Genomic DNA, 16,556 nt, shown 5'->3' with positions numbered 1-16,556 from the left:
CAATAATTTTGTTTGGCGCGGGAAAGGCAGGGCTTTCCGCGGATGGGACGGCGCGCCGCCAATGGCGGGTATTGCGACCTAGACGCTGCCTCTGGGGGCGCGGCTTGCGTCGTTATTCGCGTCGATCATCTTGTTGACAAGACGATAAAATTCTTCACGCTCGGCCTCGGTCAAGGGGGCGACCAGCCGATCCTGCGCGCGCGCCATCAGGGGCCGCACCCGGCGGGCGAAAGCCTTGCCCTCATCTGTGACCTTGACGATGCGCGCGCGCCGGTCCAGCGTCGAGGGTTGCCGCGTCAGCAGGCCCCGACGCTCCAGCCGGCGGATGACATCGGCCCCGCTGGTCCGGTCGATTCCGACCGAGGTGGACAGGGTCAACTGGTCCATTTCCTCGCCGCTTTGCAGCACGGTCAGGATCGCGAATTGCACCGGCGTCAGATCCAGATCGCTGCACTGTTCGGCGAACAGGCCAAGGTGAATCTGATGCAGCCTGCGGATCAGATAACCCGGCCGGTTCCACAATTCCGCATATTTCCTGCTTTTGACTTTTCCCGGACGACGAGAGTTGGTCTTGGTGTTTTTTGCTTCGGTCATGACGCCATTTTGTCCTTCAAAACTTGCCATATCTGTACGACACGACGATTTTTCGCCGTTATGGCTATGCTGTCAAAGCCGGGAAAGGGCCAGCACTTTGCAAGTGGCGGCGGCGCCTTGCATTTCAAAAATTATACAGTACACTTCCTAATTATGGCCAGCGCAATTTCCATGTCCGGCATGGAGGATGCCGTCCGGGATCTGAACAAGGGGGGAATGTCAGATGTCGACAGGAATCGGTGCCCGCGTCACACGCAAGGAAGACCGCAGACTGCTGAACGGTCAGGCGAAATTCGTCGGCGACATCCGCCTGCCCCGCCAATGGGAGGCCGCCTTTGTCCGCAGCCCGGTCGCCCATGGCCGCATCCTGAACATCATCAAACCGGCAGGGCTTGAGGGCCGCGTTTTCACCATGGCCGATCTGGACGGGGTCAGCCCGATCCGTGCGGAATCGTCATTGCCGACTTACAAGATTTCCTCGCAATATCCTCTGGCGCGGGACAAGGTGCGTTTTGTCGGCGAATGCGTCGCCGTCTGCATCGCGCCCACCCGCGCCGAGGCCGAGGATATCGCCGAGGCGGTTCATCTCGATATCGCCCCACTGCCCGCACTGGTCGATGCCCATCAGGCGCGTGCGGATCGCGACAATCTGGTGCATGAGGAATGGGGCGACAACCTGTTCCTGACCACCCGCGCCGAGGCCGATCTTGACGCGCTGCGCAAGACGGCGGCGGTGGTGATCGAACGCGAATACGAGACCGCGCGCCAATGCATGAACCCGATGGAGGGCAAGGGCACGCTGGCCCATTGGGACGAAAAGGCGGGGCAGCTTGTCGTATACACATCGACGCAGGTGCCTCATCTGATCCGCACCGGGCTGTCCGAATCTCTGGGGCTGGATCAGGGGTTGATCCGCGTCATCGCCCCTGATGTGGGTGGCGGTTTCGGCTATAAATGCGTGCTGCAACCCGAAGAGATCGTGATTTCCTGGCTGGCCCACGCAACCGGCCGCCCGATCCGCTGGACCGAGGATCGCCGCGAACATCTGGTTGCCGGGGCCAATACGCGCCAGCACCATTACAGGATCACCGCATTCGCCGATGATCGTGGCATCCTGCTGGGGCTGGATGCCGAAATCACCGTCGATATAGGTGCCTATTCCGTCTGGCCCTTTACCGCCTGTCTTGAGGCCGCGCAGGCCGGTGGCAACCTGCCGGGGCCGTATGTCCTGCCCGCCTATCGCTGCACGACCTGGTCGGTCGCGACGAACAAGCCGGGCTTCACCCCCTATCGCGGCGTGGCCCGCCCCGGCGTCTGTTTCGCGATGGAGCTGACCATCGACGCCATCGCCCGCGCCGTGGGGCGCGAGGCGGCGGACGTGCGGCGCGACAATCTGGTTCCGGCGACGCGCATGCCCTATACGAATGTCACCGGCAAATTCTATGACAGCGGCGACTATCAGGGCAGTCTGGATGCCGCCGTCACGGCCATGGACCTGCCCGAATTTCGCAGGCGTCAGGCTGCCGCGCGCGAGGCGGGCCGTTATCTGGGCATCGGGTTTTCCACCTTTACCGAACAATCTGCGCATGGCACCAAGGTTTTCGCATCGTGGGGACTGCCGCTGGTGCCCGGATACGAACAGGCGATGGTCAAGATCACGCCCTCCGGCTCGGTCGAGGTCAGGTCGGGCAATCATTCCTTCGGTCAAGGGCTGGAAACCACCATCGCGCAGGTGGCAAGCGAATGGCTGGGCGTCGATATTTCGCGCATCAGCGTGACCATGGGTGATACCGGGCTGACGCCCTATTCCACCGGGGCCTATGCTTCGCGCGGGATGGTCATGGCGGGCGGGGCCGTGTCCAAGGCTGCGGAAACGCTTGCCGGGCGGGTCAAAATCCACGCCGCGCATCTGCTGCAATGCCGACCGCAGGATATACGGCTGGCAGATGGCCATGCCTGGGCGGGCGATGCCTCGGTCAGCTTTCAGGACATTGCGCGGGCCTGGTATCTGCGCCCCGACCAGCTTGCCGATGATGTCGATACCGCCGGGCTGGAAGTGACCGAGGGCTACAAGCCAAAGATCGACACCGGCGTCTTTACCTATGCCACCCATGCGGCGCTGGTCGAGGTCGATCCCGATACCGGAAAGGTCAGGATCGAGGATTATTTCATCTTCGAGGATTGCGGTCGCCGTGTGAACCCGCTGATCCTTGAGGGACAGGCTTATGGCGGCGCGGCGCAGGGCATCGGCACCGCCCTGTTCGAAGAGGTGATCTATGACGCCAATGGCCAGCCCCTGACATCGACCCTTGCCGATTACGTGCTGCCGGGGGCGGCGGAACTGCCAGCCTTTCGTCTGGGGCATGCGGAAACGCCCTCACCCTATACGCGCCATGGCATCAAGGGGGTCGGCGAAGGCGCAGCCATCGCGCCGGGCGGGGCCATCGTGAACGCCATCAACGATGCGCTTGCCCCGATGGGCATCGCGCTGAACAGCCTGCCCGCCACGCCGCACCGCGTGCTGGCCGCGCTGCTGGCGGCGCATGCAGCGGAGGATGCGGCATGAAACCGGCCCCTTTCGACATGCTGCGCCCCGCCACGCTGCCCGATGCCGTCGCGGCCATGGCCCGCGACGAGGCAAAGATCATCGCGGGCGGGCAGTCGCTTGGCCCGATGATGAACCTGCGGCTGGCGCGTCCGGCGCTGGTTGTGGATGTGACCGCCCTGCCCGGCCTGACCGACATCCGCGACACCCCGCAGGGCATCGAGATCGGTGCCGCCGTTACCCATGCCCGGATCGAGGATGGCGAGGTGCCCGAGCCGGTCCCCGGCCTGCTGGCGTCGGTCGCGGGGGGCATCGCCTATCGTGCGGTGCGCAACCGCGGCACCATCGGCGGCAGCCTGTGTCATGCCGACCCCGCAGCGGACTGGGTGACGGTGCTGACCGCCCTTGGCGCAACTGCCATCGTGGCGCGTGGCGATGGCGCAAACCGCGAGATCGCGATGCGCGATTTCATCCTTGGAGCCTATCTGACCGCGCTTCAGCCCGACGAGATGCTGCGCCTGATCCGCATCCCGCGCTATTCGGCGCAGGTCCGTTGGGGCTATGACAAGCTGTGCCGCAAGGTTGGCGAATTTGCCGATGCGATGGCGGCGGTTCTGATCGACCCTGACCGGCGCATCTGCCGCGTGGTTCTTGGCGCGCTTGGGGGGGCGCCTCATGTCAGCGCCAGCCTTGCGCGGCACATCGCCACCACCGGCACGCCTCCGGCCATCGCTGAAATCAAAGCCGCCCTTCCCGATGCCTGCGCTGTCAAATCGCACCAACTGGCCGTCGCCCTGAACCGGGCAGCAACGAAGGCGCTTGCCCATGACTGACGCGCTGACCCTGACCGTCAATGGTGAAACCTGCCGCGTGGCCGTGACGCCGCGCACGCAACTGGCCGAAATTCTGCGCGATCATCTGGACCTGACCGGCACGCATCTGGCCTGCGAACAAGGCGTCTGCGGGGCCTGCACGGTCATGATGAACGGCCACCCCGTCCGCAGTTGCATCACCTATGCCCAAAGCTGTGGCGGTGCCGTCGTCGAAACCGTCGAGGGGTATCGCGGCGATCCGGTCATGCAGGATCTGCGCGACGCCTTTTCCCGCCACCACGCATTGCAATGCGGGTTCTGCACGCCCGGCATGCTGGCCACCGCACGCGACATCCTGGCCCGCTTCGATACCCCGGACGAGGCAGTGATTCGCCGCGAACTCAGCGGTAATCTGTGCAGATGCACCGGCTATATGGGGATCGTCGCCGCGATTCACGAGGTGGCGGGCAGGCACCGCCCCGCCAATGCCCCCCGCATCGCTGAAAGCCCCCGGCTGGCAGCGGTTCAACCCTTCGATCCCGTCGAGGATGCCGCCCCCGCCGACGCCACGCAGGGCGGTACCGTCGCCGTCGAAAGCGGCGAAACCGTTCTGCGCCGCGATTTCACCCTTGCCCATGATGCCAGCGATGTCTGGGCGCTGTTCCGCGACCCGCAACGCGTCGTCACCTGCCTGCCCGGCGCAAGCATCGACAGCCTTGACGGCGACCGTTTCGAGGGCGGGGTCGAAATCCGCTTTGGCCCGATCCGTGCGCGCTTTGGCGGTCAGGGCAGCTTTGCCAATGACGATCAGACCAGAACGGGCCATATCGGGGGCGAGGGCAGCGACCGCAACGGCAAATCCCGCGTTCAGGGCGGGTTGGCCTACAGCCTTGTCCCGGCGCAGGACGGTACCGCAATCCGGGTCGAATTGCGCTATCGGCTTGAGGGGATGCTGGCCCAGTTCAACCGCCCCGAGCTTGTGACCGGCTTTGTCGATCAGATCATCCGTCAGTTCGTCGCGAATTGCGATGCCCTGCTGTCGGGGAAAGAGCCGCCAACCGCTGGCGGGTTGGGGTTTCTGGCGATCGTGACGATGTTCCTGCGCGGGTTGTTCCGCCGCCGCAGCTAGCCAGATATTCGCGGCTTCACCCGCGAATATCTGCCTGCGCCTGTTTGATTTTGCGGGATTTCAATTCGAAATCCTGCTTAGCTGCCCTTGGGTTTCTGCCGGTTCCGGTGCTTGGACAGCGCGCCCGACTGGCTGATCTTGCTGGCCTTGTGGCGATAGGGGTTGTCGCCGCCCTGATCGCGAAAGAACAGGCGGATGGGCGTGCCCGGCATATCAAAATCCTCGCGTAGCCCGTTGATCAGGTACCGCTGATAGCTGTCGGGCAGCTTGTCGGTATGGGTGGCCTTGACGATGAAGGCGGGGGGGCGGGTTTTCACCTGCGTCATATAGCGCAGCCGGATCCGCCGACCACCCGGCGCGGGGGGCGGATGGCTTTCGGTCATCGCCTCAAGCCAGCGGTTCAGCCTCGCGGTCGAGACGCGGCGGTTCCACACCTCATGCGCCTTCAGCACGGCGGCGTGCAGCCGATCCAGCCCCTTGCCGGTATGCGCCGAAACCGTGACCAGAGGTGCGCCCTTCAATTGCGGCAGCAGCTTTTCGAAACTGTGGCGCAATTCGTTCAGCTTGTGGGGTTTGTCCTCTTCCAGATCCCATTTGTTCGCGGCGACGACGACCGCCCGGCCCTCGGTCTCGGCGAAATCGGCAATGCGCAGATCTTGCTGCTCAAAGGGGATCGCGACGTCAAGCAGCACCACCACCACCTCGGCAAAGCGCACGGCGCGCAACCCGTCGGCGACCGACAGCTTTTCAACCTTGTCCGTGACCTTGGCACGCTTGCGCATGCCCGCCGTATCGAAAATGCGCATGGGCGTGCCCATGAACTCGGTCGTCACGCTGATCGAATCGCGGGTGATGCCGGCCTCGGGGCCGGTCAGCAGCCGGTCCTCGCCGATGATCTTGTTGATCAGCGTCGATTTTCCGGCATTCGGACGTCCGATCACCGCCAGTTGCAGCGGGCGCGCGGCGGACGGGCGCCAATCTTCGGCCCCCTCGCCCGCCTCGGCCTCGGCCTCGGTCAGGTCCACATCGGTCAGCGCGGCAACGGGCGCGGGGCGCGCGGCCTCGACCTCGCCCGCCAGAGGGACCAGAACGCGATAAAGATCGTCCATCCCCTCGCCATGTTCCGCCGAGATGCGCAGAGGCTCGCCCAGGCCCAGAGAAAATGCCTCAAGCGCGCCCGCCTCGCCCGCCCGACCCTCGGCCTTGTTGGCGGCAAGGATCACATGCCGGGCGCGGCGGCGCAGGATATCGGCAAAATATTCGTCCGCCGCCGTGATCCCCGCCCGCGCGTCGATCACGAACAGGCAGATATCGGCCTCGTCCACGGCGCGTTCAGTCAGGCGGCGCATGCGGCCCTGAAGGCTGTCGTCATCGGCCATTTCCAGACCGGCGCTGTCGATCACCACAAAGCGCAGATCGCCCAGACGTCCCGCGCCCTCGCGCAGGTCGCGGGTCACGCCGGGCTGGTCATCGACCAGCGCCAGACGCTTGCCGACCAGCCGGTTGAACAGGGTCGATTTGCCGACATTGGGTCGGCCGACAATGGCAAGGGTAAAGCTCATCTGAAGGCGTGCAACTGGCCCGAGCCGGAAACGACATACAGCGTCTGGCCCGCCACGGCGGGGGCGGTCGCCGCGCCGCCGGGGATCTGCGCCTGCCCGACCAGATTTCCGGAACCGGGGTCAAAGGCGCGCAAAATCCCGTCGGACGAGGCCACGAACAGCCGCCCACCCGCCAGAACCGGGCCGTAATGGGCAAAGATGCGATCCTGCCGCTTGACCTTGTCGTCGGTATAATAAGGCAGTTCAATCCGCCAGATCACGCCGCCTGTCGCGGCATCCAGCCGCACAAGCTGCGCCTCGTCATTCACCGCAAAGACGGAACCGCCCGCGACCACGACCGGGCTGTTCGCCCCGTCCTTCGCGGACCATTCCCGGATGCCCGTCGCCAGATCGAAGGCGTCGATCCGCCCCGACGAAGAGCCGCTGTAAATCCGGTCGCCCGCGATCACCGGATCGCCGGTCATGTCACGGATCACGGCAATCGCACGCCCGACGCGGGTTCCGGCCACCTGGCCCTGCCAGAGGATGTCACCGCTTTCGGTATCGGCGGCCAGCAACTCGCCCGAGGCAAAGGGGAAGATCACGGTATTGCCGCTCAGGGCCGGGGCCGAGGCACCCATGACCCCCGCATTAGACGGGGAACCCGAGGCCTCCCACAAAAGCTTGCCATCCGAGGCGCGCACCGCCCGGCCCACGAAATCGCGCGAGGCGACATAGACAACACCATTTCCGGCGACCGGAGCGCCGCTGACGGGCGCATCAAGCCGCTGCCGCCACAGGATATTGCCCGAGGCCGCATCCAGCGCGACCAGTTGTCCATAGCCGGTCGTGACAAAAACCAGCCCGCCATCATAGGCCAGCCCGCCACCCGAAACGCTGTCTCCGCGTTCGCCGGCCGGGGTCACATCGGCGGTCCAGGCGGTGCCGCCCGACAAGGCGGTTGCCGTCACCCGCGCGCGGCTGTCCAGCGTGAACACGCGGCCACCGGCGACGACGGGCTCGGCGGTGATGCGGTGCCGGCGGTCATCGCCCTGACCGATCGCCGCGCTCCAGATCCGGCTGGTCCCGGCCCCAAGCGCGACATGGCCCGGATGATGCGCGGCATTGCCCGCACGGTCGGTCCATTCGGCGTTGGCGCGCGGCCCGGCCAGCGACAGCGCGGTCGAGGCGACCGGCGCCGCCCCTTCGGGCTGCGGACCATCGGGCGACGTCACAGCCAGCGGGTCCAGCCTTTCGCCGGGCAGGATAACCTCGCGATTGCAGGCCGTTACCGTCAAGGCGGCCAGCGCGGCCATGGCAAATCGCAGCTTGGCGGTCATCATCGCGTTTCCCTCGTTCCTTGTCATCGGCCCTTTGGCCTTATTCCGCCATCAGGCTGTCGGTCGGTTCGGGTTCGACCCCGAGCGCGATCATCATCTCGGACAGGCGGCGGCGCAAGGCCTCGCTGACCCCGGCCTTGGCCTGAATCTGGCGGATCAGCGTCACAGCGTCATCCTTGCGCCCCGCCCCGATCAGCGCCACGGCCTTCTGTTCCAGCGCCAGCAATTCGAAGGGCGCGCCCGCGCGCGACAGTTCCGTCAGCATCTGGTCGCGCATGGCCGGTTCCATGGTCGCGCCTTGAAGGATCACCAGCTTGAGCTGCGCCAGATCGTGCAGCACGGGATCGATGCCATCCACGGCGGTAGCGGCATCCTGCAACGCCGCAGCCGCGCCGGCCGCATCACCTGCCGCGGCCATTTCACCCGCCGCGATCATGCCCAGAATCGCCTTGCGGCCCGCGACGCCATGCGTCTCGACCCCGGACAGCGCGGCCGGATCGCCGCCCGTCTCGGCCGCCAGAACCGCATCGCCAAAGGCCTGCGCCTCGGACAGCGCGCGCGAGATCGAGACCTCGCGCCAGATCGCCCCGCCGACGATCCCCAGAATCACCAGCGCCGCAATCCAGCCATAGCGCCGGAAGGTCGCGAACAGCCGGTCGCGGCGCAACTCGTCGGTGACTTCGTCGATGAAGCTGTCGTTCTGGTTGGCCATGGCGTGCCTTTGTCTGAAATGCCTTGTGGGCCGTCTTATACTGCCGCGCCGGAAATTGCCAATGCCGCCGCGCATGGTGGCGGCTTCATTCCTGCCCGGAAATCTCGATCAGGGTGATTTCGGGCGGCACGCCAAAACGGATGGGCGCAATAGAGCAGCCGATTCCCCCCGACACGACCAGATCGCGCGTGCCCTCGCGGACATGCCCATAGGCATAGCGATTCCCGTAACGCGAAGGCACCATCGGCGACCAGCCCAGCAACCGCACCTGCCCGCCATGGGTATGGCCCGACAGGGTCAGCCCGATCCTGTCCGGCACCAGCGGAAAGATGTCGGGCTCATGCGCCAACAGGATCGCGGGCGCGCCGTCATCGGCGATCTGTGCCAGCGTTCCGGGCAGATCGTCCAGCCCGGAAAACCCCCGGCCCCGGCGGATCAGCGCCAACTGATCCTCAAGCCCTGCCAGCCAGTAGCCGTCCTTGCGGATCGCACGGTTCGACAGGACAGGGATGCCGTTTTCCTCAAGTGCCGTCGCATAGAGGTTCGGCCCGCCCCCCCGGCGCTGCGCCGTCAGGTCGTCCCACCAGTCATGATTTCCAAGGATCGCGTAAACCCCCTGCGGTGCGGCAAGCTGCGCCAGAGCCGGCGCGGCCTCGGCGATCAGCACATGCCGGGTGATATAGCGATGCCCGGCCGCGAAATCGCCCAGCAGCACGATCAGATCGGGGCGCAGCGCATTGGCGCGCGCGACGATCCGGCGCAGACGCCGCAGTCCGACCCAGGGCTCGCCCAGATGCAGATCCGAGATGACCGCGATCCGCAGCGGGGCGGCAGTCCAACCGGCACGCGCGATGCGATGGCGCCGCACCCGAAGCCGGAACATCGGGTTCACGACGACCGCGTAAAAGGTCAGCAAAAAGCCTGCCAGGACGGTTCCCAGCAGGCCTTTCAGAAATCCGCGCCGGGACAGCATTTACATGCGCGAGGCGACATTTTCCCAGTTGACCAGCTTGTCGAGGAAGTTGGTCAGATAGGCCGGGCGCTTGTTGCGGAAATCGATATAGTAGGAATGTTCCCACACATCGCAGCCCAGCAACGCGGTCTGGCCAAAGCACAGCGGGTTCACGCCGTTCTCGGTCTTGGTGACCTTGAGGCTGCCATCCTTGTCCTTGACCAGCCAGCACCAGCCCGACCCGAACTGCCCCGCACCGGCGGCGGCGAATTCTTCCTTGAACTTGTCCGCCGAGCCGAAAGCCTCGGTCAGCGCCTTTTCCAGGTTGCCGGGCATGGCACCGCCATTCGGACCCATCATTTCCCAAAACTGGGTGTGGTTCCAGTGCTGGCTGGCATTGTTGAAAATGCCGTTCTGCGCCACGGCACCGGCCTGATAGGTGCCCCGGACGATGTCTTCCAGCGACTTGCCTTCCCACTCGGTCCCGGCGATCAGCTTGTTGCCGTTATCGACATAGGCCTTGTGGTGAATATCGTGATGAAATTCCAGCGTCTCTTTCGACATGCCCGCGCCCGCCAGCGCATCATGGGCATAGGGAAGATCGGGAAGCGTGAAAGCCATGGTCCTGTCCTTTCTGAAAGCGTCGGTCCTTTTTACGTCGCGGGCACAGTCCCCTATTCGGCGGACCAACGCAAGGGCGGTGACGGGGTTACGGCTCAACCGGCCACGCCAAAGGCCTGACCGTTGCGCGGCGGACCGTTGCGGCGCGCGCGCGATTCAGCGTCCGTTAACCCTTTGTCAACTATCTGTTCATCCATCGGACCGCGTCGCCCCGAAGGCTGCGGGTCATATTTGCGGATCGGAGAGACAGGACATGAATATCGCCATCACCAACGGAATTTCGCTGATGCCGCCAGCCTTTCGCGCCGGTCTGAACGCCTGGTCGCAGACCGACGGCAGTTCGGGCAGTCCGACATGGGCCGGCGCAGGCAATGCGGCGCTGGTTCCGGCTGATCAGGATTTCGGTTCCTGCCTTGAGATCGTGAAACAACAGACCACGACCCGGTTGCGGTTCATGGGCGAGACCCCGATCTATCCCGGCGTCTACCTGCGGGTCTCGGCGCGGGTCAAGATGGTCGCGGGCGCGAAATGCGGGGTGCGGATCGCGGGTTGGGCCGGGGACGGGGCGCGCAACCATGTCGGCGGGCTGACCGAGACCGGGCCGACCTGGCCGCTGGAAACCTATGGCGAGGTGGTCGAGATCAGCGCCATTGTCGGCGTCGGCTCGCGGTCCGGCGTGGACATGGGCTGGGGTACAAGGCCGGTCTTCGGGCGTTTCGGGCTGGATCTGGTGGGAGCGAATGGCGGTGCGGTGCGCATCGAATCGATCCGGATCGAGGATGTCACCGCAGCCTTCATTCCCTCGCTGATCGACTGGGTGGATGTACGCGATTTCGGCGCGGCGGGCGATGGCGTCACCAATGACCGGGCGGCCTTTGTCGCGGCGGATCAGGCGGCGAATGGAGGCTGGATCCTTGTGCCCGAGGGAACCTTTTTCATCAGCGGCGATCTTGGTATCGCGGCTCCGATCCGGTTCAAGGGCAAGCTCAGGACGCCGGATTCAACCCGCATCGCCCTGATGGCCAGCTTTGACTTTCCGACCTATGCGGATGCCTTCGGAGATGAGACCCTGGGCTTTCGCAAGGCGTTGCAGGCGCTGTTCGGCTATACCGATCATGTCACGCTGGATCTGCGCGGCCGCCGCGTCGATCTGACCGCGCCGCTGCTGATCGACGAGCTGGCCCCGGCGCTGAGCGATTTCTCGAACCGCCGGGTGATCACGAATGGCAGCATTCTGGCCAGGCCGGGCAGCGCGTGGAACAACGGCATGGCAAGCAGCACCGCCAGCTATGACCCCGCCAATCCGCTGAAGCTGACCAATGTCGCGAACGTGGCCGCCATCGAGATCGGCAGCCATGTCAACGGCAACGGCGTCGGGCGCGAGGTCTATGTCAATGGCCGCGACATTGCCGGGCGCACGCTGAGCCTGTCACAGCCGCTTTATGGCGGGGCCGGAACGCGCAGCTATGGGTTCACCCGCTTTCGTTACCTGTTCGACTTTGCCGGCGTCGGCAAGGTGGACCGGCTGAACCTTGTCGATCTGGATCTGAACTGCGAGGGGATCGCCAGCGGCATCATGCTGCCGACCGAGGGGCAGATGAATGTGATCCGCGATTGCTATCTGACCAAACCGAAGGACCGCGGGATCACCTCGATCGGGCGCGGCTGTCAGGGGCTGACGGTCGATCGCTGCGAATTTCTGTCCAACGAGATGGACATCGCCGCCCAGAACCGCAGCACCATCGCCATCAATACCAACGCCAATGACGTCAAGGTCCGCGACAACCGCTTTGTCCGCTTTGCGCATTTCATGGTCGCGGGTGGCGGTGGCCATATCGTCAGCGGCAATCACTGGTTTCAGGGCGATGGCGAGGCCGGCGGGCTGCGCTATGCCGGGCTGGTGCTGACACTGGAAAATGTGCAGGCCACGATCACCGGGAATTACGTGGATAACGCCTCGGTCGAGTGGACGAACGAACACAGCGCAAGGCCAGATTTCACCGGCGGGCAATACAGCTTTGGCGGGCTGACGATCACCGGCAACACCTTCCTGTGCAGCAACACGGTCTCATGGTTCACCTGGCTGACAGTCAAGCCACATGGCAGCGGGCATTTCATCCACGGGCTGACCGTGTCGGGCAATGTGTTCAAGGCGCTGGATGGCACTGTACAGCGGATCGACCGCGTGGACAGTTCCATCGCCGACCTGGATTTCAGCCGGATGCGCAACCTGTCGTTCGACGGCAACACCTTCAACGGCATCCAGACCTATGTGGCCAATCCGCTGCTGGTCACGCATACGCAGACCAGCGCTGACAAGAACTGGACCTTTCCCGTGATCGACGGACTGCCGTTTCAGGGCTGGACGAAATCGGTGCAGTCGCTGGTGGCCGAGGCGGCGGTAACGGATGCGGGCGGCAGCCGGGTATCCGAAATGCCCTGGGCACAGACCGGCATCGGCACCAGCAACCGCCAGATTCGCCTGAACTGGAACACGCCGGTCAAGGGCAGGATCTCGGCCTGGGTGCGGATGGACCGCCCGCAATAGGCGGGTGGACGGGTTCAGGGCGCCGCCGCAGGGTTTCCCTGCGGCGGCGCCGTCATGTCGGCGGGCGTCAGACGGAAAGCCGCGCCGAATCCGGCGTTCAGGAAACCGGACAGGGGCGTCAGACGCCAGAACCGGAAATCGGGCAGATCGACATAGATCCGCGCCTTGGGATCGCCGGCCAGCCAGCGGTCGCGGCGGGCGGGATCGGCAGACAGAGGCTGCGCCACGATCCGCAGGGACAGGCGCGGCCATGTCATCGGGTCGCCCTTGGGTGCGGCGGGGTCGATCAGCAGGCCCGCACGCGGATCGGCCGCCAGCGCGCGGCTGTGGGCGGCCAGCCCCGACAGCAGCGCCACGGGCAGGCCCTGATCGTCGGGCTGGCAGGCGATGCGCGACAGATGCGGATGGCCGGAATCGGGATCCAGCACCGCCAGCGTCGCGTGACGCATCGCAGCCAGCATCATCCGCGCCATGGCGCGCGCCTCGTCACTGTCCGTCCGGATCGGATTCTGTCCCATGATTGCCATGCTGCATCCGCTTGAGGGCGTTGACAAGCCGGGGGTCTGGGCGGAATGCTGCGGGTCAAATCGAGGCCCCACATGCTCTATCGTCCTGCTTTTCGTGATTTTTCCTTCTCTCGCTCTGACATCCAGGCGGGCGTCACCGTCGCCATTGTCGCGCTTCCCCTGTCGATGGCCATCGCCATTGCCAGCGGCGTCGGCCCGGAAAAGGGGCTGATCACCGCCATCGTCGGCGGCTTTCTGGTCAGCGCCATGGGTGGCACGCGCCACCAGATCGGAGGCCCGGCAGGCGCGTTCATCGTACTGGTCTCGGCCTGCGTCGGCAGCATCGGGGTCGAGGGGCTGATTCTGGCCACCCTGCTGTCGGGTCTGATGCTGGCGGCGATGGGGTTGCTGCGGATGGGCGGGACGATCCGCTATGTGCCCTATCCGGTGATTCTGGGTTTTACCGCCGCAATCGCGGTGATCATCGCCGCCAGCCAGTTGCACGACCTGCTGGGACTGACCCTGCCGGGGCACGAACCCGGCCCGCTGCTGCCCAAGCTTGAGGCGCTGTGGGCCGCGCGCGACACGTTCAGCCCCTTCAGCCTTGCCATCGCGATCCTGACAGGGGCGGTGATCCTGGGCTGTCAGCGTTTTGCCCCGCGCCTGCCCTCGATGCTGGTCGGGGTGGCGGCCGCGACCGTGGCGGCGCAGTTTTTGCCCGCGCAGACCGTGTTCGACCGCTTTGGCGCGCTGCCGCCGGGTTTGCCCGTGCCTTCGCTGCCATCGCTTGACCCGTCGCTGATCGTGGCGGCCCTGCCCTATGCGGTCAGCTTCACATTGCTGGGGGCGATCGAGTCGCTGCTGTCGGCGATGGTGGCCGACCAGATGGCAGGCACGCGGATGCGTGCCGATGACGAACTGATCGGACAGGGCGCCGCCAATATCGGCGCGGCGCTGTTCGGCGGGTTCTGCACCACAGGCACCATCGCGCGGACGGCAACCAATGTCCGCGCGGGCAGCAGCGGCCCGGCCTCGGGGATGATTCACTCGGGGATCCTGCTGGTCTTTCTGATCGTGGCGGCACCTCTGGCCGGGGCGATCCCGCTGGCGGGGCTGTCGGCCTTGCTGATGATCGTCGCCTGGAAAATGATCGAGTGGCACGCAATCCGGTCGCTGGCCCGGATCAGCCGGGGCGACGCGCTGACCATGGCCGTGACATTTCTGGCTGTGATCCTGCGCGATCTGACCGAGGGTATCATCATGGGCATGGCACTGGCCGGGGTGATCTTCATCGCCCGCATGGCCGGGCAAAGCGGGGCGGAACCCGGCGATGGCTGGGACCATGACGAACCGGACGAGCTGGTCTGTCATCTGCGCGGGCCGGTGTTCTTTGGTTCGGTCGCGCGGATCGAATCGCTGCTGGACCGGATCGTGGCGCGGCCGCGTCTGCTGTTGCTGGACATGTCCGCCGTGCCCTTTGTCGATACCACGGGCGGCCAGATGATTGCCGAGCTGTCGCGCCGCATGGCGCAGCGCGGCATCGGGGTCGTGGTCCTGGGCGCAAAGCCCGCGCTACGCAGGACGCTGAATGGCGGCATCGTCCATGCCGCCACCCATGCCGAGGCGAGGGCGATCTCGGGCTTGTGAATAATTTACAAAACAGGTGGCCTTTCGGTCAATTAATTTACAATATTTTCCTTTATTAAAAAACACTTAACAACCATGTCGTTTTGTGATTAACATTTCCCTGGGGCCTGGGATCGGCCCGTTCTGTCACAGGGTGACAGCCAAGAAGATGGCCGCAGCAGCCGCGAGGAGGGGACGTCATGAGTTCTGAAAACACTGGCAAATACGCAATTCCAAAGGGCTTTGAAGATGCCCATGTCACGGCGGCGGATTACACCCGCCTCTATGCCGAATCAGTGATCGACCCGGATGCCTTCTGGGGTCGGGAAGGAAAGCGGCTGGACTGGATCACGCCCTATTCCAAGGTCAAGAACACCGATTTCACCTTTGGCAATGTCAGCATCAAGTGGTTCGAGGATGGCGTGCTGAACGCCTGCGTGAACTGCGTGGACCGCCACCTGCCCAAGCGTGCCAACCAGACCGCGATCATTTTCGAACCCGACGATCCCAAGGATCCCGCGCGCCATATCACCTATGCGGAACTGTCCGAGAACGTGAACCGGATGGCCAATGTCCTGCTGAGCCAGGGCGTCATGCGCGGCGACCGTGTCGTCATCTATCTGCCGATGATCCCCGAGGCCGCCTATGCAATGCTGGCCTGCGCGCGGATCGGTGCGATCCATTCCATCGTATTCGCCGGCTTCTCGCCCGATGCGCTGGCCAACCGCATCAACGATTCGGGGGCCAAGGTGGTGATCACCGCCGATACCGCCCCTCGCGGCGGACGCCGGACCGGGCTGAAGGCCAATACCGACGCCGCCTTGCTGCATTGTTCCGACCGGGTCCGCTGCCTTGTCGTCAAGCATACAGGCGACCAGACCACCTGGGTCGAGGGTCGCGATGTGGACGTCAAGGAGGTGATGAAACATGTCAGCCCCGACTGCCCGCCACGCCCGATGAATGCAGAGGATCCGCTGTTCATCCTGTATACATCGGGGTCCACCGGCAAGCCCAAGGGCGTCGTGCACACGACCGGCGGCTATCTGCTGTTCGCGGCGATCACGCATCAATACACCTTCGACTACAAGGAAGGCGACATCTACTGGTGCACCGCCGATGTCGGCTGGGTCACGGGCCACAGCTATATCGTCTATGGCCCGCTGGCCAATGGCGCCACCACGCTGATGTTCGAGGGCGTGCCGACCTTCCCCGATGCCGGCCGCTTCTGGGAGGTCTGCGCCAAGCACAAGGTCAACCAGTTCTACACCGCGCCCACCGACATCCGCGCGCTGATGGGCTAGGGGCCGGAATTTGTCGAAAAGCACGACCTGTCCAGCCTGCGTCTGCTGGGCACCGTGGGCGAGCCGATCAACCCCGAGGCATGGAACTGGTACAACGACCATGTCGGCAAGGGCAACTGCCCCATCGTCGATACCTGGTGGCAGACCGAAACCGGTGGGGCGTTGATCTCGCCGTGTTCGGGAGCGACGGACCTGAAGCCCGGCTCAGCGACCAAGCCTTTGCCGGGGGTGTTCCCGGCCATTGTCACCAACGAAGGCGAACCGCTGGACGGCCCGGCGGAGGGACCACTGACCCTGACGGATTCGTGGCCCGGCCAGATGAGGACGGT

12 protein-coding genes and 1 pseudogene are annotated in these 16,556 nt (G+C 64.9%); 6 read left to right on the top strand and 7 right to left on the bottom strand.

Annotated features, from left to right (window positions below; all coding sequences use genetic code 11):
- Positions 1-78: 78 nt before the first annotated feature.
- Positions 79-594, bottom strand: a complete 516-nt coding sequence (locus tag ACK5L9_RS03145) for a MarR family winged helix-turn-helix transcriptional regulator (protein WP_416909993.1) — start codon at positions 592-594, stop codon at positions 79-81.
- A gap of 223 nt (positions 595-817) precedes the next feature.
- Here ACK5L9_RS03145 and ACK5L9_RS03140 point away from each other — a divergent pair, with 223 nt between their 5' ends.
- Genes ACK5L9_RS03140 through ACK5L9_RS03130 form a run of 3 tightly spaced genes read left to right on the top strand, consistent with a single transcriptional unit; the run spans position 818 to position 5,080 of the window.
- Complete coding sequence (locus ACK5L9_RS03140) at positions 818-3,160, top strand: xanthine dehydrogenase family protein molybdopterin-binding subunit (protein WP_416909992.1); 2,343 nt, start codon at positions 818-820, stop codon at positions 3,158-3,160.
- Entirely contained in the window at positions 3,157-3,972 is an 816-nt protein-coding gene (locus ACK5L9_RS03135) for an FAD binding domain-containing protein (RefSeq protein ID WP_416909991.1), read from the top strand. Before ACK5L9_RS03140 ends, ACK5L9_RS03135 begins: the two co-directional genes overlap by 4 nt.
- Positions 3,965-5,080: a xanthine dehydrogenase family Fe-S subunit gene (locus ACK5L9_RS03130; protein ID WP_416909990.1), complete on the top strand. Its 1,116-nt coding sequence runs from the start codon at positions 3,965-3,967 to the stop codon at positions 5,078-5,080. The genes ACK5L9_RS03135 and ACK5L9_RS03130 overlap by 8 nt, the downstream gene beginning before the upstream one ends.
- Positions 5,081-5,157: 77 nt before the next feature.
- On the opposite strand, the gene der is transcribed toward ACK5L9_RS03130, so the two are convergent.
- The 5 genes from der to ACK5L9_RS03105 form a co-directional block, all read right to left on the bottom strand.
- Positions 5,158-6,642 carry a ribosome biogenesis GTPase Der gene (der, locus tag ACK5L9_RS03125; RefSeq protein ID WP_416909989.1) on the bottom strand — a complete coding sequence of 495 codons (1,485 nt, stop codon included), beginning with the start codon at positions 6,640-6,642 and terminating at the stop codon, positions 5,158-5,160.
- Positions 6,639-7,988 (bottom strand): PQQ-binding-like beta-propeller repeat protein, encoded by a 1,350-nt coding sequence (locus ACK5L9_RS03120; protein WP_416909988.1) that lies wholly within the window; start codon positions 7,986-7,988, stop codon positions 6,639-6,641. Before ACK5L9_RS03120 ends, der begins: the two co-directional genes overlap by 4 nt.
- A 13-nt stretch (positions 7,989-8,001) precedes the next feature.
- Positions 8,002-8,673, bottom strand: coding sequence for a hypothetical protein (locus ACK5L9_RS03115; RefSeq protein WP_416909987.1), 672 nt, complete (start codon positions 8,671-8,673; stop codon positions 8,002-8,004).
- Positions 8,674-8,758: 85 nt separating this feature from the next.
- On the bottom strand, positions 8,759-9,646 hold the full coding sequence (locus ACK5L9_RS03110; RefSeq protein WP_416909986.1) for a metallophosphoesterase: 888 nt from the start codon (positions 9,644-9,646) through the stop codon (positions 8,759-8,761).
- The gene (locus ACK5L9_RS03105) at positions 9,647-10,246 is read right to left on the bottom strand and encodes a superoxide dismutase (protein ID WP_416909985.1); all 600 of its coding nucleotides are present in this window, start codon (positions 10,244-10,246) and stop codon (positions 9,647-9,649) included. It lies immediately after the preceding gene.
- A gap of 253 nt (positions 10,247-10,499) precedes the next feature.
- Here ACK5L9_RS03105 and ACK5L9_RS03100 point away from each other — a divergent pair, with 253 nt between their 5' ends.
- Entirely contained in the window at positions 10,500-12,794 is a 2,295-nt protein-coding gene (locus ACK5L9_RS03100; RefSeq protein ID WP_416909984.1) for a glycosyl hydrolase family 28-related protein, read from the top strand.
- 14 nt (positions 12,795-12,808) lie between these two features.
- Here ACK5L9_RS03100 and ACK5L9_RS03095 read toward each other — a convergent pair whose 3' ends face one another.
- The gene (locus ACK5L9_RS03095; protein WP_416909983.1) at positions 12,809-13,321 is read right to left on the bottom strand and encodes a pyridoxamine 5-phosphate oxidase; all 513 of its coding nucleotides are present in this window, start codon (positions 13,319-13,321) and stop codon (positions 12,809-12,811) included.
- 72 nt (positions 13,322-13,393) lie between these two features.
- Between ACK5L9_RS03095 and ACK5L9_RS03090 the strand changes: the two genes are divergently transcribed.
- Both ACK5L9_RS03090 and ACK5L9_RS03085 read left to right on the top strand, forming a co-directional pair.
- Positions 13,394-14,947 (top strand): SulP family inorganic anion transporter, encoded by a 1,554-nt coding sequence (locus ACK5L9_RS03090; RefSeq protein ID WP_416909982.1) that lies wholly within the window; start codon positions 13,394-13,396, stop codon positions 14,945-14,947.
- A 179-nt stretch (positions 14,948-15,126) separates the two neighbouring features.
- A pseudogene (locus tag ACK5L9_RS03085) lies at positions 15,127-16,556 on the top strand (acetate--CoA ligase); the annotation flags it as partial.

The sequence above is a fragment of the Paracoccus sp. (in: a-proteobacteria) genome, from assembly GCF_047973135.1.
GTDB lineage: Bacteria > Pseudomonadota > Alphaproteobacteria > Rhodobacterales > Rhodobacteraceae > Paracoccus.
This window is presented reverse-complemented; position numbering and strand designations above follow the sequence as displayed.